At 69.0% G+C, this 20,912-nt stretch carries 20 protein-coding genes; 15 read left to right on the forward strand and 5 right to left on the reverse strand.

Features of this window, described 5'->3' with window-relative positions:
* The first annotated feature begins 8 nt into the window (after positions 1-8).
* Entirely contained in the window at positions 9-692 is a 684-nt protein-coding gene (locus tag NI2_RS21480) for a uracil-DNA glycosylase (RefSeq protein ID WP_067493352.1), read from the forward strand.
* A 49-nt stretch (positions 693-741) separates the two neighbouring features.
* Entirely contained in the window at positions 742-993 is a 252-nt protein-coding gene (locus NI2_RS21485) for a hypothetical protein (RefSeq protein ID WP_067493480.1), read from the forward strand.
* 1 nt (position 994) lies between these two features.
* Here NI2_RS21485 and NI2_RS21490 read toward each other — a convergent pair whose 3' ends face one another.
* The 3 genes from NI2_RS21490 to rpmB form a co-directional block, all read right to left on the reverse strand.
* A complete protein-coding gene (locus NI2_RS21490) occupies positions 995-1,768 on the reverse strand; it encodes an enoyl-CoA hydratase/isomerase family protein (protein ID WP_084476594.1) in 774 nt (257 codons plus the stop codon).
* A gap of 10 nt (positions 1,769-1,778) precedes the next feature.
* Positions 1,779-2,252 carry a GNAT family N-acetyltransferase gene (locus NI2_RS21495; protein WP_067493357.1) on the reverse strand — a complete coding sequence of 158 codons (474 nt, stop codon included), beginning with the start codon at positions 2,250-2,252 and terminating at the stop codon, positions 1,779-1,781.
* Between the two features lie 81 nt (positions 2,253-2,333).
* Positions 2,334-2,525: a 50S ribosomal protein L28 gene (gene rpmB, locus NI2_RS21500; RefSeq protein WP_011210730.1), complete on the reverse strand. Its 192-nt coding sequence runs from the start codon at positions 2,523-2,525 to the stop codon at positions 2,334-2,336.
* 250 nt (positions 2,526-2,775) lie between these two features.
* Here rpmB and NI2_RS21505 point away from each other — a divergent pair, with 250 nt between their 5' ends.
* Positions 2,776-4,932, forward strand: a complete 2,157-nt coding sequence (locus tag NI2_RS21505) for a DAK2 domain-containing protein (RefSeq protein ID WP_067493359.1) — start codon at positions 2,776-2,778, stop codon at positions 4,930-4,932.
* A gap of 3 nt (positions 4,933-4,935) precedes the next feature.
* Positions 4,936-7,197 (forward strand): ATP-dependent DNA helicase RecG, encoded by a 2,262-nt coding sequence (recG, locus tag NI2_RS21510; protein ID WP_067493361.1) that lies wholly within the window; start codon positions 4,936-4,938, stop codon positions 7,195-7,197.
* A 127-nt stretch (positions 7,198-7,324) separates the two neighbouring features.
* Here recG and NI2_RS21515 read toward each other — a convergent pair whose 3' ends face one another.
* Entirely contained in the window at positions 7,325-8,749 is a 1,425-nt protein-coding gene (locus tag NI2_RS21515) for a short-chain fatty acyl-CoA regulator family protein (RefSeq protein ID WP_084476583.1), read from the reverse strand.
* Between the two features lie 272 nt (positions 8,750-9,021).
* Here NI2_RS21515 and NI2_RS21520 point away from each other — a divergent pair, with 272 nt between their 5' ends.
* From NI2_RS21520 to coaD, 3 genes are read left to right on the forward strand one after another with little or no spacing between them, the layout of a single operon-like run.
* Positions 9,022-12,420: a pyruvate carboxylase gene (locus NI2_RS21520; RefSeq protein ID WP_067493366.1), complete on the forward strand. Its 3,399-nt coding sequence runs from the start codon at positions 9,022-9,024 to the stop codon at positions 12,418-12,420.
* Positions 12,417-12,980, forward strand: coding sequence for a 16S rRNA (guanine(966)-N(2))-methyltransferase RsmD (gene rsmD, locus NI2_RS21525; RefSeq protein WP_067493368.1), 564 nt, complete (start codon positions 12,417-12,419; stop codon positions 12,978-12,980). Before NI2_RS21520 ends, rsmD begins: the two co-directional genes overlap by 4 nt.
* A gap of 3 nt (positions 12,981-12,983) precedes the next feature.
* Positions 12,984-13,472: a pantetheine-phosphate adenylyltransferase gene (gene coaD, locus NI2_RS21530; RefSeq protein WP_067493370.1), complete on the forward strand. Its 489-nt coding sequence runs from the start codon at positions 12,984-12,986 to the stop codon at positions 13,470-13,472.
* On the opposite strand, the gene NI2_RS21535 is transcribed toward coaD, so the two are convergent.
* Positions 13,469-13,984, reverse strand: a complete 516-nt coding sequence (locus NI2_RS21535; RefSeq protein WP_084476595.1) for a GtrA family protein — start codon at positions 13,982-13,984, stop codon at positions 13,469-13,471. The two genes, coaD and NI2_RS21535, sit on opposite strands and share 4 nt — an antisense overlap.
* Positions 13,985-14,191: 207 nt before the next feature.
* On the opposite strand from NI2_RS21535, the gene NI2_RS35250 reads away from it, so the two are divergent.
* The 8 genes from NI2_RS35250 to NI2_RS21570 all read left to right on the forward strand — a co-directional run bounded on the left by NI2_RS35250 (position 14,192) and on the right by NI2_RS21570 (position 20,871).
* On the forward strand, positions 14,192-14,965 hold the full coding sequence (locus tag NI2_RS35250) for a DivIVA domain-containing protein (protein WP_067493372.1): 774 nt from the start codon (positions 14,192-14,194) through the stop codon (positions 14,963-14,965).
* A 76-nt stretch (positions 14,966-15,041) separates the two neighbouring features.
* Entirely contained in the window at positions 15,042-15,728 is a 687-nt protein-coding gene (locus tag NI2_RS21545; RefSeq protein ID WP_067493375.1) for a YceD family protein, read from the forward strand.
* 2 nt (positions 15,729-15,730) lie between these two features.
* A complete protein-coding gene (gene rpmF / locus NI2_RS33210; protein WP_022565580.1) occupies positions 15,731-15,913 on the forward strand; it encodes a 50S ribosomal protein L32 in 183 nt (60 codons plus the stop codon).
* Positions 15,914-15,935: 22 nt separating this feature from the next.
* Entirely contained in the window at positions 15,936-16,655 is a 720-nt protein-coding gene (gene rnc / locus NI2_RS21550; protein WP_225279164.1) for a ribonuclease III, read from the forward strand.
* Between the two features lies 1 nt (position 16,656).
* Entirely contained in the window at positions 16,657-17,565 is a 909-nt protein-coding gene (mutM, locus tag NI2_RS21555) for a bifunctional DNA-formamidopyrimidine glycosylase/DNA-(apurinic or apyrimidinic site) lyase (protein WP_067493378.1), read from the forward strand.
* Between the two features lie 62 nt (positions 17,566-17,627).
* Positions 17,628-18,209: a dihydrofolate reductase family protein gene (locus NI2_RS21560; RefSeq protein ID WP_067493380.1), complete on the forward strand. Its 582-nt coding sequence runs from the start codon at positions 17,628-17,630 to the stop codon at positions 18,207-18,209.
* A gap of 2 nt (positions 18,210-18,211) precedes the next feature.
* Positions 18,212-19,240: a PHP domain-containing protein gene (locus tag NI2_RS21565; RefSeq protein WP_067493382.1), complete on the forward strand. Its 1,029-nt coding sequence runs from the start codon at positions 18,212-18,214 to the stop codon at positions 19,238-19,240.
* Between the two features lie 86 nt (positions 19,241-19,326).
* Positions 19,327-20,871, forward strand: a complete 1,545-nt coding sequence (locus tag NI2_RS21570; protein WP_067493384.1) for a substrate-binding domain-containing protein — start codon at positions 19,327-19,329, stop codon at positions 20,869-20,871.
* Positions 20,872-20,912: the final 41 nt, after the last annotated feature.

Raw genomic sequence — 20,912 nt, forward strand, 5'->3', positions numbered from 1 at the left:
GTGCGGTCATGGGTGCCAAACCACTGTCGGAGATCATCGACCCGGGCTGGGCCCGGGCCCTGGAACCGGTTGCCGACCGCATCAGCGAGATGGGTGAGTTCCTGCGCGCGGAGAACGCCGCCGGACGCGGATATCTACCCGCCGGGGAGAACGTGCTCCGCGCGTTCCGGCGCCCGTTCGACGCGGTGCGCGTGCTGATCGTCGGCCAGGACCCCTACCCGACGCCCGGCCACGCGATGGGACTGAGTTTCTCTGTCGCGCCGGATGTTTCGCCGATCCCGCGCAGCCTGTCCAACATCTTCGCCGAGTACACCAAGGACCTCGGCTTCGATACGCCCAAGTGCGGCGACCTGAGCCCGTGGTCGGATCAGGGTGTGCTGCTGCTGAACCGGGTGCTCACCGTCACGCCCGGCACCCCGGCCTCACATCGTGGCAAGGGCTGGGAAGCGGTGACCGAGCAGGCGATTCGCGCGCTCGTCGACCGTGACGAACCGCTCGTCGCCGTGCTGTGGGGCCGGGACGCGGGCTCGCTGAAGCCGACCCTGGTCGCCGCCGAGGTCCCCTACATCGAATCGGCACACCCCTCGCCGCTGTCCGCCTCGCGCGGGTTCTTCGGGTCGCGACCCTTCTCCCGGGTCAACGAACTGCTCGACGAACTCGGCGCCGATCCTGTCGACTGGCGGTTGCCCTGACCCGGGGTGCCGCCCGCACGAGAAGAAAATGATGAAGGAGCACAACCGGATGCACACCACAACCGTTCGCGCCGCACTGGCGACCGCCGCCGTCGCCGCCGCCATCACCGCGGGCGCGGGCTCGGCCTCGGCCTCGGGCCTGCAGCTCGAGCCCTACAACGAGCAAGCGACCCCGGTCGCGACCAGCCCCGTCGGCGAGGAATGGACCTCCACCGGCACCTCGACCATCTCCTCCGGCGTCAACGCCAAGATCACCTGCCTCCTGCAGAACACGTTCAGCGCCCTCGGCGCTGCGTGCTGAGTCAATTGACTCCGCGATAGTCCGGCTTGCGCTTGGCGACGAAGGCGTCGACGCCTTCGCGCCCGGTGCTGCTGTTCGCGGCGGCGGCGATGCTGTCGCGTTCCGCGTCGAGCTGCTGGTCCAATGTTGCCGTCGGCGACTGGGCCAGCAGCTTTTTCATGGCCGTGTAGGCGGCGCGGGGGCCGGTGGTGAAGCCGGTGGCCACGCGCAGGGCCTCGGTGCGGATCTCCTCGTCGGGGACGATCCGGCTGAGCAGTCCGAGTCGTTCGGCCTGCTCGGCGCCGATCACGGCGTCGGTCAACAGGATCTCGCGGGCCCGGGCGGCGCCGACGATGCGCGGCAGCGACCACGACATCCCGCCGTCTGGGGTGAAGCCGATGCCGGGGTAGGCGGGACGCATCTGCGTCGACGGGCCGCCGATGGCGATGTCGGCCGCGCACACCAGGCTCATGCCCGCACCGGCCGCCCAGCCGTGCACCGCCGCGACGACCGGGACGGGTGCGGCGGTCAGCGCGCGCACGAAATCGTGCAGCTGGGTGGCCAGCTCGTGCAGGAAGGCGCCCCGGTCGTCGGCACCGGCGAAGTGGCGGACATTGCCGCCCGCGCAGAAGTTGGCACCCGCACCGGTGATCAGGATCGCGCCCACCTCGTCGCCGAGCGAACGCAGGGCGGCGGTGCCCGCGTTGATCAGGTCGAAATCGAGGGAGGTGCCCGCGGCCGCGGTGGCGATGGTCAGGTGCAGTACGCCGTCGACGACGACCGGTTCGCTACTCATGCCCGTCACATTAGCGAGGGGCGCGCCGCCACTGTTGTTCGGGCAGCAGCGTGAACGGGTCGGTGCGGCGCAAACCCGTATCGGCGAAACCGTGCCTGCGGTAGAAGGCGTGCGCGCGCGGATAGTCGCCGAGCACCCACAGCGTGCAGGGCGCATCGGGAACGGTGGCCGCGAGCAGGTCGTCGGCGACGCCGGTGCCGTGCCAGGCGGCGCGCACGTACAGTGCTTCCAGCTCGCTGCCGGTCGGCTGTCGTGACGCGGCGGCGAAGCCGATCAGGTCGTCGCCGTGACAGGCGACGAGCAGCCGATAGCGGTCGTCGGTGCGGCGGCGTTCCCAGGTGATCGCCGAACTGTCGAGATCGAACGCGGCGAGCAGGCGGGCGGGGACCAGCGAGTCGTAGGCCTCCCGCCAGCTGGCGATGTGGCAGGCCGCGAGCGCGGTGATGTGCGTGGCGCCCGCCGGGACGATCCGCCACTCAACCACGAATCACCCGTTCGACGACAAAACCCCGGACAACCCATGAAGGGTGCCGGGGCACTGTCGGCAGAATGTACGGGCCGGAAATCAGCCGCGGACGACCTTGCCCGCCTTCAGGCAGGAGGTGCACACGTTCATCCGGCGGGTGTTGCCAGGGGCAACCTGCGCACGCACGGTCTGGATGTTCGGGTTCCAGCGACGGTTGGTGCGCCGGTGCGAGTGCGAGACCGACTTCCCGAAACCGGGGCCCTTGGCGCAGACGTCGCAAACGGCAGCCATGTCGCGAGCTCCTTCATGTCATAAGCGGTCAGCGCGCACGTGTGCCGCTGAACCGGAAACTGATGTCGTCAAATGCCTTGCCGACTTGCATCGGCCAGCGCAGACCTGTCGAGGCCGCACGAGGCAACCCTGCAAGCGTAGCGGGCCCGGGCGGGAACTTCCAAACCGGGTGTCCTGCTCGACGGCGCGGACACGGGGTGCGTCCGTGGTCAGGGTACTGCTGTCGGTCGCTGGCGCTAACCTGGCTGCGATGCTCGGCGGGCGAGCACGGCCGACGGGGAACGAGGTGACGGTGACGCAGGTGCCCGAGGCGCTCGACGGCGCCGCGCTGCTGTCGTGGGCCGAGTCCTGCTGCGCGGGCCTCGAGTCCCGCCGATCCGAGATCGACGCCCTCAACGTCTTCCCCATCGCCGATTCCGACACCGGAACCAACCTCCTGGCCACGATGCGGGCCGCCCTCGCTGCCGCCGAGACCGACGGCGGTGTGCAGAAGTGGTCGCACGTGCGGCCCGAGCTGGGGCAGACGCGTTATGCGACCGACTCGTGCGGCGGCGCGCTGGGCGATGGTCGAGCAGGGGAGGTGGCGAAGGCGCTGGCCCGTGGCGCCACGGCCGGGGCGCGGGGCAATTCCGGGATCATTCTTTCGCAGGTATTGCGGGGAATCGCCGAGGCGGTGGTGTCCGGGCCGTTGACCGGGGAACGGCTGCGGGTGGCGTTGCGGCGGGCGGCGGTGCTGGTGCGGCTGGGGTTGAGTGCGCCGGTGGAGGGCACGATTCTGACGGTGCTCGATCGCGCCGCGGTAGCTGCTGCCGAGTCCGGCGATTCCTCGCTCGAGGGTGTGGCGAAGGCAGCGGCCGATGGTGCCGCCCGCGCGCTGAACGAGACGCCCGCCCAACTCGGTGTGCTGCGGGCTGCGGGCGTGGTCGACGCCGGTGCGCGCGGTCTGCTGGTTCTGCTGGACTGCCTCGTCGCCGAGGTGTGCGGTGTGGTTCCCGAACGCCATACCTACGCCCGTGAGCGAGGTGGCGGCGCGACGCCGGCAACGGGTGCGGAGCGTCGGCACAGGCAGTCGATCAGCGCTTCCGAGCCCGGTCGTGGTGGGGGGCAGCTGCCCAGGTCGGTCGGCGCGCATGCGGGTGGGGCCGATGCCCGGCGCGATCGCGGTGCGTCGCTCGGTGGTCGTGGGTTCGGCGCACACGCCGGGACGTGCGGTGACCACGACGAGGCGCCGGGGCGCTGGAATGGCGAGGCGCCGGGGCACTGGGATGACGAGGCGGCGGGGCGCCGGGATGGGGAAGTGCCGGGACGCCGGGATGACGAGGCGCGCGGGGTTGAGGGCGGGCCGGGCGGCGACCTGGACGAATCGTTCCGTGGCCGTGACGGGGTGCGCGGAGAACGCGACGGTCTACGCGGGGACGAGGACCGGGGGCGCGGCGCCGACCCGCATTTCGAGGTCATGTATGTGATCTCCGGCACTGACGACGCCGGCGCGGGGATACTGCGGGAGCGGTTGGCGGTGCTCGGCGATTCCGTCGTCGTGGTCGGCGACGGGGATACCACCTGGTCGGCGCATGTGCACTGCCGTGACGCGGGCGCGGCCATCGAGGCGGGGCTCGCGGTCGGGACGTTGAGCGCCATCCGGGTCGAAAGCTTCGCCGTCACAGCGCACAACGGCGTCGGCGACCACCCGGAGTCGGCTCCGGTCGATGCGAACTCGGTGGGGCGAACCACCCTTTCCACCGATGGGCTCGCTGACCGAGGGATCGTCGCCGTCGTGGCCGGTGCTGAAGCGGCGCAGCTTTTCGAGGACGCGAGCGCGGTGGTGTTGCGCGAGGACGAGGCCTTCGACGCCGACATCCTCCTGCGGACGATCCGGGCGATGCCGCACCGCGAGGTGCTGGTGCTGCCCAATGGTGCTTTGCCCGCGCAGGAACTGGTCGCCGTCGGTGTGGCCGCGCGTGACGGTTCGCGCGACGTGCTGTTGTTGCCGAGCGCGTCGATGGTGCAGGGGCTCGCCGCGCTCGCGGTGCACGATCGGGGGCGGATCGCCGTCGACGACGCCTTCGCCATGTCCGAGGCAGCGGCGACCACCCGCTGGGGTGCGCTGCGGGCGGCCCGGGTGCGTGCGCTGACGATGGTCGGAACCTGCTCTCCCGGTGACGGTTTGGGCCTGGTCGGCGAGGATGTGGTGGTGATCGACCCGGACGTGGTCGGCGCGGGACGCATCCTGCTCGACCGGATGCTCGGTCTCGGCGGGGAATTGGTGACCTTGCTGATGGGCGCGGGCGCCGGGCACGAACTCGGGCAGATTCTCGCCGATCATGTGCGCGCCGGATTCCCCGGTGTGGACGTGGTGGTGTATTCCGGTGGGCAGCAAGCGGATCTGGTGCAGATTGGGGTCGAGTAGACGATGACAACACTGAGCGACCGGCTCGATCACGTACTCGGCGTGAAGGCCGCCGACCGCCTGGCCGAAGCCTTCGACATGACCACCGTCGAAGACCTGCTGCGCCACTACCCGGCGCGCTACGCCACCCAGGGCCAGCCGCTGACGGAGGAGGAACCGGAAGAGGGCGCCCACATCACCGTCATCGGCCGGATCACGAAAACCGAACTGCGCCCGATGAAGAACCGCCGCGGCTCGCTGCTGAAGGTGCAGCTCGACACCGGCGCCACCCGGCCGATCGAGGCCACCTTCTTCAACGGTGACAAGGTCCGTTACCTGGTGAAAGACGGTGTGCGGGCGATGATGTCGGGCACCGTGCACTGGTGGCGTCCCGACCGCTGGAACCTCTCGCACCCCGACTACCTGATCCTGCCCGACAAGGCCGAGGCGGGCGTGGAGCAGCTCACGTCGGTGCGCGGCAGCGGTGCGTTGCGCGGGCTGGCCCAGAGCGCCAAAGGTGCTGGGGGAGTGGACGCTTCGTTCTTCGAGCGCGAGTTCGTCCCGGTGTATCCGGCGACGGCGAAGGTGCAGAGCTGGGACCTGCTGGCCTGTATCCGGCAGGTCCTCGACCAGCTCGACCCGATCGACGACCCGCTCCCGGCGGAGCTGCGCGAGGAGCGCAACCTGCTCGAGGTGTCGGACGCGCTTCGCCTGATCCACCTGCCCGAACACAAGCTCGATATCGAGCGGGCAAGGGACCGTTTACGTTTCGACGAAGCACTCGCCCTGCAGTTGGTGCTGGCCGAACGTCGTCACGAGGTGGAGGGCCGCACCGCGCCCGCCTGCCCGCCACGCACCGACGGCATCGCCGCCGACTTCGATGAACGACTGCCCTTCGAACTCACCGAAGGCCAGCGGCAGGTGATCGACGAGATCTCCGACGACATGTCGCGCACCCGCCCCATGCATCGCCTGCTACAGGGCGAGGTGGGTTCGGGCAAGACGATCGTCGCCCTGCACGCCATGCTCCAAGCGGTGGACGCCGGTCGCCAGTGCGCCCTGCTCGCCCCGACGGAAGTTCTTGCCGCACAGCACTACCGGTCGCTGCGAGCGATGCTCGGCGATCTCGGCACCGCGGGCGAACTCGGCGCGGCCGAGAACTCGACCAAGGTGGTGTTGCTCACCGGCTCCATGTCGGCGGCGGCGAAGAAGTCCGCGCTGCTCGACGCGGTGACCGGCGAGGCGGGCATCGTCATCGGCACCCATGCCCTCATCCAAGACGCGGTCGAGTTCTTCGACCTCGGTCTCGTGGTGGTCGACGAACAGCACCGTTTCGGCGTGGAGCAGCGAGACGCGCTGCGCGCCAAGGCTAAAGGCGGCGTGAGTCCGCATTTGCTCGTCATGACCGCCACCCCCATTCCGCGCACGATCGCGATGACGACCCTCGGTGATCTGGAAACCTCCACGCTCACCCAGTTGCCCAAGGGCCGTTCCCCGATCACCTCGAAAGTCGTTGCGCGCAAACTGCATCCCGCCTGGGTCGAGCGGGCATGGGAGCGCATCGTGGAAGAGGTCGGCCAGGGCAGGCAGGCCTATGTGGTGTGCTCGCGCATCGGCGAGGATCCGGACGCGCCACCGGCCAAGGGTAAGAAGGCCGAAGAGAAGGAGGGCCCCACGACCCAGGCCGCGGTCGACATGTTCGAGACGCTGAGTACCGGGCCGCTCGCGGGTGTGCGCGTGGGACTGCTGCACGGGCGGTTGCCGTCCGATGAGAAAGACCACGTGATGCGCCAGTTCAACGACGGCGCGATCGACGTGCTGGTGTGCACCACCGTGGTCGAGGTCGGTGTCGACGTGCCGAACGCCACCGTGATGGTGATCGTCGACGCCGACCGGTTCGGCGTGAGCCAGCTGCACCAGCTGCGCGGGCGCATCGGCCGCGGCAAACACCCCGGCCTGTGCCTGCTTGTCACCGATGCCGCACCCGGCGGCACCGCGATGGCCCGGTTGGAAGCGGTCGCCGCCACCACCGACGGTTTCGAACTGTCGGTACTGGACCTGCGTCAGCGCCGCGAGGGCGACGTGCTCGGCTCGGCCCAGTCCGGCACCGCGCGCTCGCTGCGCCTGCTCTCCCTGCTCGACGACCTCGAGGTCATCACCGCCGCCCAGGATCTGGCCCGCCGGATCGTCGCCGAGGACCCGGGCTTGGAGAAGCACCCGGGCCTGGCGGGCATGATGAACGCCGCTGTCGACGGCGAACGACTCGAGTACCTCGCCAAGTCTTAGGAGTTTCGAGAGGACCACGCGGTTTGCCCGGCGCCCCCCGCACAGGCGTTCGGCGCGGGCGATGTCGCGAAACCGTCCGCACGCCTACCAGCCGCCGAGGCTCGGCGCAGGGCAGAACCGGCAGGGTTCACCGCGGCAGACGCGGATACGGCAGGTCGGTCGCCGTGTGCTCGGCGACCGCCAGCGGCCGGCCGATCTGCGGGAACGCCCGCTGTGGACAGGCCGGCCGCTCGCACACCTTGCACCCGGCCCCGATCGGCACGGCGATATTCGGGTCGTCCACCTGCATCCCCTGCGAGTACACCAGCCGGTCGGCGTACTCGATATCGCACCCGAGCGCGACGACGAAGTTCTTCGCCGCGGTGCCGTATCCCTGTGCCGTGGTGGGTGTGGTGCGTGCGATCCACAGATAGCGGCGCCCGTCGGGCATCTCCGCGACCTGAGTGAGGATGCGCCCCGGGTGGGCGAAGGCCTCGTGGGTGACCCACAGCGGGCAGTTGCCGCCGACGCGGGAGAAGTGAAAAGCCGTGGCGGACTGCCGTTTCGAGATGTTGCCCGCACGGTCGGTGCGTACCAGGAAGAACGGCACCCCGCGCTGACCTTGCCGTTGCAGCGTCGCCAGCCGGTGGCACACCGTTTCGAACCCGACTTCGAACCGCAACCCGAGCAGGTCGACGTCGTAGCGCAGTTCCTCGGCCGACCGCAGGAACCGCCCGTAGGGCAGGATCAGCGCCCCGGCGAAGTAGTTGGCCAGCCCTACCCGCGCCAGCGTGCGCGACTCCCCGACCAGGGCCCGGGATTCGGCGAGCACATTGTCGATCTCGCGGCCGTAGAGCAGCAGGCCGAGAGTGGACGCGATCTGGAACGCGCGCTGCCCGGGTCGCAGCCGCCGGGCCAGGGTGAGCGTGCGGGTGTCGGGGTCGTAGTGGCGTTTGGGGATGGACGGGTCGGCGCCGTCGCCCCGCACGAGCACGGTGACGCCCGCGCGTTCCTCGGCGATCCGCGCCAGCTGCCGGTCCAGCGAACCGATGCTCAGTCCCGATTCCTCGAACAGCTGCTCGGCGGCGTGATCGAGGGTGGCGATGTGATTGCGGTTGTCGTAGAAGAAATCCCGGACGTCCTCGTAGGGCAGCGGTGTGCCCGGTGCGCCGGTCGGGGTGTCGACGCGGGAGGAGAGCAGATCGAGCTGATCGGTGGCCGCGCGCAGCCGCCGGTGCATGGCGATGACGATCCGCGCCACCTCCGGCAACCGGGTGGCCAGCTCCTCCACCTCGGTGATCGGTGCGGTGTCGCCGCCACCCGCCGCCTCGACCAGCACCTCGTGCAGGTCCGAGACCAGCCGCGCGTCGGAATCGGCGGCGAAGAACTGCACGTCCAGGTCGAAGGTGGAATTCAGTTTCAGCAGAACGGGAATGGTGAGCGGACGCTGATCGCGCTCGAGCTGGTTGAGGTAACTCGGCGAGAGATCGAGCGATTTGGCCAGCGCGGCCTGGGTCATCCGTCGTTCTTCGCGTAGCCGTCGAAGTCTGGCCCCCGCGTACATCTTCCGCACGCCAGGATCCTAGCGCCGCCGGTTCGCAATGTTCGCTGAAAGTGTGGAATGCCCTAGGAGAAGTGCAGTCCCGCAAGGGATTCTGCCGTGGATTACTCGTGCGTAACATGCGAAGCGATCATCGGCGCCGATCGCACCGAAGCCGGCGCGCGGTGGTGAGATGTGACGGCCGCGTAACCGCCGGTTCGCAGGTGGGCGGGGGCGGCGGTGAAGAATGCTGCGAACCCACCTTGCGTGCCGGACGGGTCGATGCGGCCGGGTACCGTGGTCCAATGTTCTCGAAAGTCTTGGTCGCCAATCGCGGCGAGATCGCTATCCGTGCCTTCCGCGCGGCCTACGAACTCGGCATCGGAACGGTCGCGGTCTTCCCGCACGAGGACCGCAACTCTGTCCACCGGCTGAAGGCGGCCGAGTCGTATCAGATCGGCGAGGAGGGGCACCCGGTCCGGGCGTACCTCTCGATCGAGGCGATCATCGACGCGGCCAAGAGCGCGGGCGCCGACGCCATCTACCCCGGCTACGGATTCCTGTCGGAGAACCCCGACCTCGCCGCGGCCTGCGCACGCGAGGGCATCACCTTCATCGGCCCGTCGGCGCAGGTCCTGGAAATGGCGGGCAACAAGGCGACTGCCATCGAGGCCGCCCGGGCCGCCGGTCTGCCGGTGCTGAAGTCGAGTGAACCGAGTGCCGACATCGACGAGCTGCTCGCCGCATCGGAGCAGCTCGAGTACCCGATCTTCGTCAAGGCCGTGGCCGGTGGTGGCGGGCGCGGTATGCGCCGGGTCGCCGCGCCGGAGCAGCTGCGCGAGTCGATCGAGGCGGCCTCGCGCGAGGCCGAGTCGGCCTTCGGCGACCCCACGGTGTTCCTCGAGCAGGCGGTGGTGAACCCGCGCCACATCGAGGTGCAGATCCTGGCCGACCAGCACGGCAATGTGATGCACCTGTTCGAGCGCGACTGCTCGCTGCAGCGCCGCCACCAGAAGGTCATCGAGCTCGCGCCCGCCCCGAACCTCGACCCGGCGCTGCGCGAGCGGATCTGCGCCGACGCCGTCGCCTTCGCCCGCCAGATCGGATACAGCAACGCGGGCACCGTCGAGTTCCTGCTCGACGAGCGCGGCAACCACGTGTTCATCGAGATGAACCCGCGCATCCAGGTGGAGCACACGGTGACCGAGGAGATCACCGATGTCGACCTGGTGCAGTCGCAGTTGCGCATCGCGGCCGGGGAAACCCTCGCCGACCTGGGCCTGAGCCAGGACAAGGTGGCGATCCGCGGCGCCGCGCTGCAGTGCCGCATCACCACCGAGGACCCGGCCAACGGTTTCCGTCCCGACACCGGGCGCATCACCGCCTACCGCACGCCCGGCGGCGCGGGTATCCGTCTCGACGGCGGCGCGAACCTGGGCGCGGAGATCGGCGCCTACTTCGACTCCATGCTGGTCAAGCTCACCTGCCGCGGCCGCGACCTGCCCGCCGCCGCCGCTCGTGCCCGCCGCGCGCTGGCCGAGTTCCGCATCCGTGGCGTGACGACCAATATCCCGTTCCTGCTGTCGGTGCTCGACGATCCCGACTTCCAGGCGGGCCGGGTGACCACCTCCTTCATCGACGAGCGCCCGGAACTGCTCACCTCGCGCGGGTCGGCCGACCGTGGCACCAAGATCCTGACCTACCTGGCCGATGTCACCGTCAACAAGCCCAACGGTGACCGCCCGACCACGGTGTACCCCTACGACAAGCTGCCCGCCGTCGACCTGACGGTGCCGCCGCCGGACGGTTCGCGGCAGCGGCTGCTCGCCCTCGGACCGGAAGGTTTCGCGAAGGCCCTGCGCGAGCAGAAGGCCGTCGGCGTCACCGACACCACCTTCCGCGACGCGCATCAGTCGCTGCTCGCCACCCGGGTGCGCACCAACGGCCTGCTCGGTGTGGCGGGCCACGTCGCCCGGCTCACCCCCGAGCTGCTGTCGATCGAGGCGTGGGGCGGCGCGACTTACGATGTGGCGCTTCGCTTCCTGCACGAGGATCCGTGGGAGCGCCTCGCCGCGCTGCGCGAGGCGGTGCCGAACATCTGTCTGCAGATGCTGCTGCGCGGCCGCAACACCGTCGGCTACACGCCGTACCCGGAGCAGGTGACGCGGGCGTTCGTGTCCGAGGCCGCCACCACCGGCATCGACATCTTCCGCATCTTCGACGCGCTCAACAATGTCGACCAGATGCGCCCGGCCATCGACGCGGTCCGCGAGACCGGCACCTCGATCGCCGAGGTCGCCATGTCCTACACCGGCGACCTGCTGAACCCCGACGAGCAGCTCTACACGCTCGACTACTACCTGAAGCTGGCCGAGCAGATCGTCGACGCGGGTGCCCACGTCCTGGCCATCAAGGACATGGCCGGTCTGCTGCGCGCACCGGCGGCCGCGAAGCTGGTCACCGCGCTGCGCAGCAACTTCGATCTGCCCGTGCACGTGCACACCCACGACACACCCGGCGGTCAGCTCGCCACCTACCTCGCCGCCTGGCAGGCCGGTGCCGACGCCGTCGACGGCGCGAGCGCCGCGATGGCGGGTACCACGTCGCAGCCCGCGCTGTCGGCGATCGTCGCCGCGGCCGCGCACACCGAGCGCGATACCGGCCTGAACCTGCAGAACGTGTGCGACCTCGAGCCGTACTGGGAGGCGTTGCGCAAGGTGTACGCGCCGTTCGAGTCGGGGCTGCCCGCGCCGACCGGGCGCGTGTACACCCACGAGATCCCCGGCGGCCAGCTGTCGAACCTGCGTCAGCAGGCGATCGCGCTCGGCCTCGGTGACCGGTTCGAGGAGGTCGAGGCCAAGTACGCGGCGGCCGACCGGCTGCTCGGTCGTCTCATCAAGGTGACGCCGTCGTCGAAGGTCGTCGGCGACCTGGCCCTGGCCCTAGTCGGTTCCGGGGTCGACATCGAGGACTTCGCCGCCGACCCCGGCCGCTACGACATCCCGGACTCGGTGATCGGTTTCCTGCGCGGCGAACTCGGCGAACCGGCCGGTGGCTGGCCCGAACCGTTCCGCAGCAAGGCCCTGGCCGGCCGCAGCGAACCCAAGCCGGAAACCCCGCTCACCCAGGCGGATCAGGCCGGGCTCGACGGCACTTCCGAAGAGCGGCGCGCCACCCTCAACCGGCTGCTGTTCCCCGGCCCGACCGCCGAGTTCCTGGCCCACCGCGACAAGTACGGCGACACCACCGGTCTGTCGGAGAACCAGTTCTTCTACGGTCTGCGCCGCGGCGAGGAGCACCGGGTGCAGCTCGAGAAGGGCGTCACCCTGCTCATCGGTCTGGAAGCCATCTCCGAGCCGGACGAGAAGGGCATGCGCACGGTCATGTGCATCATGAACGGGCAGCTGCGCCCGATCGCGGTGCGTGACCGGTCGGTCGCCTCCGAGGTGCCTGCCGCCGAGAAGGCCGACAAGAACAACCCCGGTCACATCGCGGCACCGTTCGCCGGTGTGGTGACCCTCGCGGTCACCGAGGGCGACACCATCAACGCCGGTGACACCGTCGGCACCATCGAGGCCATGAAGATGGAAGCGGCCATCACCGCGCCGCGCGCCGGTGTGGTCCGGCGCATCGCCACCGCCAAGGTGCAGCAGGTCGAAGGTGGGGATCTGCTGGTGGAACTGGCCGCGCGCGAGTCGGAATGACCCGCATCATCGCCGGTGTGGCCGGCGGGCGGCGCCTCGCGGTGCCGCCCGCCGGTACCCGGCCCACCTCCGACCGGGTGCGTGAGGCGCTGTTCAGCGCGATCGATGCCCGGCTCGATCTCGACGGTGCACGGGTACTCGACCTGTACGCCGGATCGGGCGCGCTCGGGCTGGAAGCCCTCTCGCGCGGCGCGTCCCAGGCGTTGTTGATCGAGGCCGATCGCAAGGCGGGTGCGGTGGTGCGCGCCAATATCGCCGAGCTGAACCTGCCCGGTGCTGAACTGCGGCTCGGCAGCGTCTCCTCGGTACTGGCGCGTCCGGCTCCCGTGGCGTACGACGTGGTGTTCTCCGACCCGCCTTACGACGTGAGCACCGACGACGTCACCGCCGACCTGCGAGCCCTCGCCGAACACGGCTGGCTCGCCCCCGAGGCGCTCGTGGTAGTGGAACGTTCCATCCGATCGCCCGAAATCGCCTGGCCCGCAGGGTATTCGGTGCTGAAGGCACGCAAATACGGGGAGACCAGGATCGAGCTCGCCGAGTTCGGTGCTAGCGTCTGAGCTATGGCTGCTGCAGCACTGTGCCCCGGTTCCTTCGACCCGGTCACCAACGGTCACCTCGACGTGTTCACCCGCGCCGCCGCGCAATTCGACGAGGTCATCGTCACCGTGATGGTGAATCCCAAGAAGCAGGGCATGTTCACCGTCGAGGAGCGCATGGAACTGCTGCGCGAATCGGTAGCGCACCTGCCCAACGTCCGCGTCGCATCGTGGCAGGGGCTCACCGTCGACTTCGCGAAGCAGGAGGGCGTCACGGCGATCGTGAAGGGCCTGCGCGACGCGGGCGACTTCGGCTACGAACTGCAGATGGCCCAGATGAACCACAAACTGGCGGGCGTCGACACCTTCTTCATCGCCACCAACCCGTCACTGAGCTTCCTGTCCAGCTCCCTGGTGAAGGAAGTAGCGGCCTACGGCGGCGACGTCACCGACATGCTCCCCCCGGCCGTCCACAAGCGCCTCCTCGACCGCCTGGCCGAGCGGCGCGGCTAGAAGACGAAGCCGCGCAGCGCCAGGAAGCGGAGGCCGCCGACGGCGGCGGTGATGGTGAGGACGGCCAGCGCCTGCGCGACATCGCCGAGACCGGGGGCCCAGACACCGAGCGCGCCGAGGCTCGCCGTCGTGATGACCAGCCCGAGCAGGGCGAGCCCACCACCTTCCCACTGCGCGGTGAACCAGCCGACGCGATCGGCGGCGTGGAAGGTGAGCTGACGGTGCAGTTCGTTGGCGATCACGGTGCTCACGATCGAGCCGACCACATTGGCCACCAGCGGGCCCGTGCCGATCGTCGCGAAGAACAGCAGAACGTAGGCGATATTGCTGGCGCCGCCGACCAGGGCGAAGCGGATGAGCTGGGGGAAGGCGCGGTCGTCACGCACATAGCGCAGCGCGCGGTCGAGGCGCGGACGGACCGCGGGCGGTGCGGGCATCGTCGTGGGATACGGGGCGAACCAGGGTGTGAAAACGCTCGTCACCGGATACTTCGGTGTTTCCAGGACGGTCATGATCGCTCCGATCGCGGTACAGGCGTCGACGCCGTTGTCGTGCCCTTCGATCGTAGCGAAGTGGAGGGTTGCACTCCACTTGATATTCGTGCGATCTCGGACACTGTCGCGACACACCGCGCCGACATTCGGCACACCGGCCGATCACGGGCAGACTGGGCACGGCGGTAGCCGTTTTCGCCGTGAGTCCGCAGGAGGGTAGTGAGCATGTATCGCGTATTCGAAGCACTCGACGAGCTCGTCGCCATCGTCGAGGAGGCGCGCGGCATCCCGCCGACCCGCAGCTGCATCGTGCCCCGAGGCGACGTCCTCGAGCTCCTCGACGACGTCCGTGACGCCCTGCCCGGCGAACTCGACGACGCCCAGGACGTACTCGACCACCGCGACAAGATCGTCGGCGACGCCCGCGCGGGCGCCGAGACCACCATCACCTCCGCCAACGAGCAGGCCCGAACCACCGTCGAGGACGCCCGCGCCGAGGCCGACCGGATCCTGGCCGACGCCAAAGCCCATGCCGACCGCATGGTCGCCGAGGCCACCGCGCACGCCGACCGGCTCGTCGCCGCCGCGCAGGCCGAAGCCGACCAGGTGGTCGCCGACGGCAACGCCGAATACGACGAACTCACCGGCCGCGCCCAGATCGATGCCGACCGGGCCATCGAGGCGGGCAAGGCCTCCTACGAACGCTCGGTCGCCGACGGCGAGGCCGAGCAGGCCCGGCTGGTCTCGCAGACCGAGGTCGTGCGGGCCGCGCATGCCGAGTCCGCGCGCCTGATCGACGAGGCGCAGGCAGAGTCCGACCGGGTCCGCGCCGAATGCGACGAATACGTCGATCAGCGGATGGCCGAATTCGACGGCAAACTCGCCGCACTCGAGGAGACGCTCACCACCACCCGGCGCACGATCACCCGCGGCCGCAGGCACATGCGCGGCGCTCCGGCGCCCGACTATCCCGAATACGCCGCCGAGCACCGCCGGTGACGTTTTGAATTCGGACGGGGTCCTGCATTACTGTTGAGTGGTTGCCCACGATCCCCTCAGCAGAAGTGAGTTTGTGATGTCCGCCCGTTCCGGTTCGCCTTCGCGTCCGCACAAGACCAGCAACGGTCCTGTGTCCGACGCGGGTTTCGTGCTGGATGTCCGCAATCTCGGCCGTCGGCCGGGAACCATGCGGGAGGTGCGGCGCACCGCCACCGAGCACGAGCGGATGGGTCTCGACCTGATCGCCATCCCGGCCGACGCCGAGGTGGACCTGGACCTGCAGTTGCAGGCCGTCTCGGAGGGCGTGCTGGTCACCGGCACGGTGTCCGGGCCGACGGTCGGGGAGTGCTCGCGCTGCCTCGAGCCGTTCGAGGACCGGGTCGAGGTTCGTCTGACGGAACTGTTCGCGTATCCGGACAGCAAGACCGAGCAGACGACCGAGGACGCCGAGGTCTACCGCATGGAAGACGACCTCATCGACCTCGAGCCGGTGATTCTCGACGCCATCGGGCTGGAGCTTCCGCTGCAGCCGCTGTGCACGCCGGACTGCGCGGGCCTGTGCCCCGAATGCGGTGTGCGGATGGCGATTGCCGGTCCCGATCATGGGCATGAGATACTGGATCCCCGCTGGGCCAAGTTGGCATCGTTCGCCACCGAGGCGCCCGGCACCGGCGATCCCGCCGAGGGTTCCACCCCCCAAGACCGATCCGCTCCCGGGGCAGACGACGCCCGTGTGGTCAGCGAAAACCAAGAGGAGAAGTAGCCGTGGCTGTTCCCAAGCGCCGGATGTCCCGTTCCAACACCCGGTCGCGGCGCAGCCAGTGGAAGGCCGTCGCGCCGACCCTGGTGACCTGCCCGAACCGTGCCTGCGGTGAGAAGACCCTCCCGCACATCGCGTGCCCGTCCTGCGGTACCTACAAGGGCCGCCAGGTCACCGCTGCTGTCTGATCGTCCGATCAAACGTAGCGACGTGACCGATCACGCCAGTCTCCTCGCCGCCCTCGGTGTCGACGTACGACCGGAGCTTCTGCGCCTCGCGCTGACGCACCGGTCGTACGCGTACGAGAACGGTGGCCTGCCGACCAACGAGCGCCTGGAATTCCTCGGCGACTCGGTGCTCGGCCTGAGCATCACCGAACGCCTCTACACCGAGCACCCGGAGAAGTCCGAGGGTGAACTCGCGAAGCTGCGCGCCAGTGTGGTGAACATGCACGCGCTCGCCGAAGTGGCGCGTGGCCTCGGCGACGGCGGACTCGGTCAATACCTGCTGCTCGGCAAGGGCGAAGAGCTCACCGGCGGCCGCGACAAGCCGAGCATCCTCGCCGACGGCATGGAGTCGCTGCTCGGTGCGGTGCACCTCGAGCACGGCATCGAGGTCGCGCGTGGTGTGGTCCTTCGCCTGTTCGCCGATCTCCTCGAGCGCGGTCCACGCATGGGCGCGGGCCTCGACTGGAAGACCAGCTTGCAGGAGCTCACCGCCGAACGCGGTCTCGGCGTGCCCGCCTACGAGATCACCTCCACCGGCCCGGATCACAACAAGGAGTTCACCGCCACCACGGTGATCGCCGGCAATCCGTACGGTTCGGGTGTCGGCCGCTCCAAGAAGGAAGCCGAGCAGAAGGCCGCCGGTGCCGCCTACAAGGCGCTCACCGAGAAGACCGCCGCCGCGGACGAAGCCGCCCAAGCCTGACGTGCCGGAACTTCCCGAAGTCGAGGTGGTGCGGCGCGGTCTGGCCGAGCACGCCGTCGGCCGGGTCCTCGAGGACGTGACCGTCACCCATCCGCGTGCTGTGCGCAGGCATGTGGCGGGCCCGGCCGACCTGTCCGCGCAGCTCACGGGGCTGCGCATCGACGCCGCCCACCGTCGCGGCAAGTACCTCTGGCTCACCTTCGATGAGGCCCGGTCGCACCGGGCCGGCAGCGACGCCCCCGCGTCAGCGGCCGCGATGGACCTGGCCTTGGTCGTGCATCTGGGGATGAGCGGTCAGATGTTGGTTCAGCCCGCCACCGCACCGGTCGAGAAGCACGCCCACATCCGGGCGACCCTCGACGACGGTGCCGAATTGCGGTTCGTCGACCAGCGCACGTTCGGCGGGTGGTCGCTGGCCGGTCTCGTCGAGGTCGACGGGAGCGTCGTCCCCGACACGGTCGCCCACATCGCCCGCGACCCACTCGATCCGCGTTTCGATCGCGAAGCCGTCGTCGCCGCGATCCGGGCAAAGAACACCGAGATCAAACGGGTGCTGCTCGATCAGACCGTGGTCTCGGGCATCGGGAACATCTATGCCGACGAGGCCCTCTGGAGGGCAGGCTTGCACGGCACCCGCATCGCCGCGAGCCTGACCCGTCCCGCGCTGCGCACCCTGCTCGACGCCGTCACCGCCGTGATGACCGAGGCACTGGCCGTCGGCGGCACCTCCTTCGACGCGCTGTATGTGAACGTGAACGGCGAATCCGGGTATTTCTCCCGGTCACTGGCCGCCTACGGCCGCGAGAACGAACCGTGCGACCGGTGCGGAGCGCTGCTGATCCGTGAGCAGTTCATGAATCGCTCGTCGTTTTCCTGTCCGACGTGTCAGCGGAAGCCTCGTCGGCGCTGATCGCCGCGCGATACCGTTTCCCTGACAGATCTGCCGCAGGTGGGGTCCGCAGGAGGACGGGTATGCGCAAGCTGACGTATTTCGTGGCATCGACGATCGACGGTTTCATCGCCGCCGAGGACGGGTCGGTGGACTTCTTCCCGGTGGGCGGTGATCACGTGCCATCGATCATCTCGCAATACCCGGAGACGCTGCCGACCAAGGTGCGCGAGGCGCGCGGGGTCGCGGCGGGCAATATCTACTTCGACACCGTCATCATGGGGCGCAAGGCCCACGACTTCGGGGTGCGCACCGGCACCGCGAGCCCGTACGAGCATCTGCGCCAGTTCGTCGTGTCGACCACGATGCCCGAGCCGCCGGCACCCGGTGTCGAGGTGATCTCGGGCGATCCGGTGGCGGCGGTGCGCGATCTCAAAAAGCAAGCAGGCCTGGGTATCTGGCTCTGTGGTGGCGGTGAACTCGCCCAGGCCCTACTGCCCGAGATCGATCAGGTGTTCCTGAAGCTGTATCCGGTGCTGCTCGGCACCGGCAGGCCACTGTTCGGTGGGGGCATGAAACTGCCCGAGCCCGAACGCTTCCGGGTGATTACCAGCCGGGTGTATTCCGACGGTGTCGCCTTCCTCAAGTACGGCCGGATCCGGTAGCGATGACGGGCCTCGATCCGGTTGCCGCCCTGCGCGAGATCGCGTTCTGGCTCGAACGATCGCGCGCCCAGACCCATCGCGTGAAGGCCTACCGGCGGGCCGCAGACGTGGTCGAGGGGCTGTCGGAGGGCGAAAGATCCTCGCGCGCGGCCGAACACAGCTGGCAGGACCTACCCGGTATCGGACCCAAGACCGCCACGGTCATCGAACAGGCCTGTGCCGGTGAGATCCCCGCCTACCTGGCCGACCTGCGCGCCGCCGCCGAACCCATCGGCCCCGCGGGCGAACCCCTGCGCACCGTGCTGCGCGGTGACCTGCACACCCACTCCGACTGGTCCGACGGCGGCAGCCCGATCGGCGAGATGATGCGCATGGCCGCCGCACTCGGCCACGAGTACTGCGCACTCACCGACCACTCCCCGCGACTGAAAATCGCCAACGGGTTGTCGGCCGAACGGTTGCTTCGCCAGCTCGACGTGATCGCCGAACTCAACGACGAACTCGCCCCCTTCCGCATCCTCACCGGCATCGAGGTCGACATCCTCGACGACGGCACCCTCGACCAGCGCGCCGACCTGCTCGAACGGCTCGACATCGTGGTCGCCAGCGTGCACTCGCACCTGCGCGACGACAGCGCGACCATGACCAAACGCATGGTCTACGCCGTGGCCGACCCGAATGTCGACGTGCTCGGCCACTGCACCGGCCGGCTCGTGGAAGGCGGGCGCGGCACCCGCCCCGAATCCCAGTTCGACGCCGAACTCGTCTTCGAGGCCTGTCGCAAGTACGGCACGGCCGTGGAGATCAACAGCCGCCCCGAACGCCGCGACCCGCCCGGTCGGCTGATCGACCTCGCCGTCGAGGTCGGCTGCTACTTCAGCATCGACACCGACGCCCACGCACCGGGCCAGTTGTCCTCGCAGGGCTACGGATGCGAACGCGCCGTCGCGCACGGGGTGTCGGCGGAGCGGGTCGTCAATACGTGGCCGCTGGACGACCTGCTCGCCTGGACGGCGGAATCCGGTGGGTGAAGGTTTGCCCAACAGCTGATGTCGGCGGCCGGGCGACGGGTTTCCCTCTGATACAACTCGATTCGGACGAGTGGCGTGGGGGACTGGTGAACTTTCCGATCGAGATCGTGCTGTCGGTGCTCGGCGTGGTGGTCGCGGTCGCGACCTTCCTGCGGCAGTTCGTGTTCCCCGGTTACAAGCGCATCGGGTTCCGGGTGCAGATGGACACCCCGGTGACCGGTCAGATCCAGTTTCCCCCGCCGAGTTCGCCGGGGGAGGTCGATGTCACCGGGGCGTTGCGCAATCTGCAGACAGGGGCGCCCGGCGGCGACGACTTGGAACTGCACAAGTTGTCGCTGGCACTGGTGCGCATCGAGAATGTCGGGTCGCTGCCCATCGAAAAGGACGATTACGCCCTTGCCGACCCCGCGCTTCCGAAAGCCGGTCTGCACCTGACATTTCCGGGCCGTCAGGTGGTCGCCGTCGCGGTCACGGAACTGGACGGCGTCTACGCGGGCAGCCTCGGGCCGGAGTCGGGAATAGGTTGGCGCAACGTCGATGCGGGCGACACGCTCGAAGGCATCGTCGACCTGCCGAAAGCACCGATCGACCGTAAGGGCCACTACAAGATCCTCGCCGTCCTGAACAACAAACGCGGGCTCGCCGCGTTCGACAAGCCGACGCTGACAGGTCTGCGCGGTAGTGCGCAGCAGGCGAAAACGACGCGTAGCGGCTCTCGATCGTGGCCCTTGATCGCGCTCAGCATCTTCCTGCTGGTCCTCGTCCTGGTCCAGCTCGGCGTCGCCCTGACGCGCACCGACCCGCCACCGAGCTACTGCGCCGACGGCAACCTCACCCTCGTCGGCTCCACCGCCATGGAGAAGATGGTCCGCGAGGTCGCCGAAAACTACGAAACACACTGTTCCGGTGCCGACTTCACCTTCGATTTCGCCGGTACCAGCGACGGTCTGCGTGTCCTCGACAAACCGGAGCAAGCACCGAACACCGTCGCCATCGGTGAGGGCCCCAAACGCGACACCTTCCCCGACCTGTTCGAAACACCGTTCGCGGTGGCGCCGTTCGCGGTCGTCACCCACCCGGACCTCGGCATCGCCGATCTGTCGACCGCGCAGATCCAGCGCCTGTTCCGCGGCGAGATCGACAACTGGCGAATGCTCGGTGGTCCGGATCTGCCCGTGGTCGTGGTGGATCGCCAGCACGGATCGGGGTCGCGGTTCGCCCTCGAAGCCCGGCTGCTCGACTGGCAGCGCCCCCTCTACCATCCCGAATTCTGTGCGGGCAGAGCACGACTGGTGCACTGCGAGGTCGGCTCGACCGGGGAGATGGCCGAGGTCGTCGCCGCGACGCCGGGCGCGGTGGGTTATCTCGAGGCGACGACCGTCGGCGAGGAGTTGCGCGCGGTGACCATCAACGGTCAGGACGCGACCAAAACCCGTGTGGCCGACCGGAGCTACCCGTTCTACTCGGTGGAATTCGTCTTCCACGACTATCCGGGCGGCAACATGCCCGCCGGATCGCTGGCGGCCGAATTCGTCGACTATCTCGTCTATGGTGACGGGCGGCTCGTCGTCGCCGAATTCGGTGGCATCGCCTGCCTGGAGTTGGCCAAGCGATCAGAATGCGAACCGTAATCGAAGTGTGCTGATCGGTCGCTCAGTGCGCTACGGCCGCC

It is taken from the genome of Nocardia ignorata NBRC 108230 (assembly GCF_001612905.1).
GTDB classification, from domain to species: Bacteria; Actinomycetota; Actinomycetes; order Mycobacteriales; family Mycobacteriaceae; genus Nocardia; species Nocardia ignorata.